We start from the raw sequence: 1,943 nt of genomic DNA, 5'->3' as shown, positions 1-1,943 counted from the left end.
CCGCCGGCTGAGATCATTGCCCTGCGCCGCCGCAACGATCGACTGGGTCTCGGACACGGCGACCCGCAGGGCGTTGCCCACCTCGTATTGCGCGGCCATGGTGTCGAGCATCCGGTTCACCCCGGCGCAGAGCCGGCCAATCGCCCCGTCCACACCCTCGGTCGGAATACGGCGCGAGAAATCGCTGACCTGCGCCGCAGCCACGATCTCCTCGGTCTGCGCCACCGCATGCTGCAGAATCTCGGCCGCACGCACCTGCCCGGTGACGTCGGTGGCATATTTCACCACCTTGAAAGGTTTGCCGTTGAGCGCCAGAATCGGATTGTAGCTGGCCTGGATCCAAACCGCCTGCCCGCCCTTGCCGATCCGCTTGTACTGGCCGGCATCGTATTCGCCGCGTGCCAGCTTGTCCCAGAAGGTCCGGTATTCGCTGCCCTGCCGTTCGGCGGGATCGACGAAGAGCGAATGGTGCTTGCCGCGCACCTCCTCCAGCGTGTAGCCGAGAGTCCTGAGGAAATTGGCGTTGGCGTTCAGCACGGTGCCGTCGAGGTTGAACTCGATCACCGCCTGCGCCTTGTCGATGGCCGCGATCTGACCTTCGAAATTCGCCGTGGCGAGCTTCTGCGCGGTGACGTCGGTTGCGTATTTCACCACCTTGAAGGGCTTGCCGGCTGGATCGAGGATCGGGTTGTAGCTGGCCTGGATCCAGACCTCACGGCCATCGCGGCCGATGCGCCGGTATTCGCCGGCGTCGAAATCTCCCCGCCCGAGCTTATCCCAGAAAGCCCGGTAGGCCGCGCCGTGCCGCTCCTGCGGATCCACGAACATGCTGTGATGCTGCCCGCGGACCTCCTCCAGCCGATAGCCCAGGGCGGCCAGGAAATTAGCATTGGCATGCAACACCCGGCCTTCGAGATCGAACTCGATCACCGCCTGCGCCTTGTCGATGGCCGCGAGCTGGCCGTGGGCCTCGGCGCTGGCCAGCTGTTGCTCGGTGATGTCGGTCGCGTATTTCACCACCTTGAAGGGACGACCGGCGCCATTGAGGATGGGATTGTAGCTGGCCTGAATCCAGATCTCGCGGCCGCCTTTGCCGATACGCTTGTACTGGCCGGCATCGTAGTCGCCGTGCCCAAGGCGCTCCCAGAAGGCGCGGTATTCCGGGCTGCGACGATAGGCCTCCTCGACGAACATGCTGTGGTGCTGTCCACGAACTTCCTCCAGCCGATAGCCCAGGGCGGCCAGAAAGTTTGCGTTGGCATGCAGGACCCGGCCTTCCAGGTCGAACTCGATCACGGCCTGGGCTTTGTCGATGGCGGCGAGCTGGCCCTCGGCGTTGGCCCGATCCAGCTCCAGCGCCGTGGTGTCGGCACCAAGCAGCAGGCAGCCGGTGACCCGCCCCTCGTCGCCGCGCAGAGCTGCGCCGCGGAAATGCAGCACCTTTTCCGCACCGTCCGGTACCCGCAGCCGCAGCCTCGCCTCGGCCGCAACGCCGCGGGCGAGCGTGTCGAGAAACTGCCGCGCTGCAGGATCGGTACGTTCGGTCTCGCTCAGCAGATCGGTGAAGGGCCGGCCTCGCAGCGCCTCCAGCCCCTGGCCGAGCAGCACGGCAAAGGCCGGGTTGCCGTCCACCACGGTGCCGTCGCCGCCGAGTTCGACCATAGGGCTGATCTGTTCGAGCGCGAGCAGCCGGTGCTCCATCTCCCGTACGGCGGCGCGGCGGTCACGGCTCGCGCGTCGATCGAAAAAGCTCACAGGTGCAGAGGCCTGCGTGGTGCGGCTGATGAACATTACGGTCTCCAGAGCGGTCAGGGTCTTGGGTAATGGGCGTAAGTCCGCCCCCGGGGCTTCAGCAGCCTCTCTAGAATTCCTTCCATTCGGCGTCGGCCTGCTGCCTCTTGGGCGCCGCTGCCTGGCGTGCGGCCGGTGCCGCGGCCTTGCGG

At 66.2% G+C, this 1,943-nt stretch carries 1 protein-coding gene; it reads right to left on the bottom strand.

Going from position 1 to position 1,943, the window contains the following annotated elements:
- A partial coding sequence (locus QWZ14_RS29215; protein ID WP_290320587.1) for a PAS domain-containing protein occupies positions 1-1,791 on the bottom strand: 1,791 nt, incomplete at its 3' end.
- Positions 1,792-1,943 lie beyond the last annotated feature (152 nt).

This window comes from Paeniroseomonas aquatica (genome assembly GCF_030409335.1).
Lineage (GTDB): Bacteria > Pseudomonadota > Alphaproteobacteria > Acetobacterales > Acetobacteraceae > Belnapia > Belnapia aquatica.
Note: the sequence above shows the minus strand (reverse complement) of the source record. Positions and strands in the feature narration are given on the sequence as shown.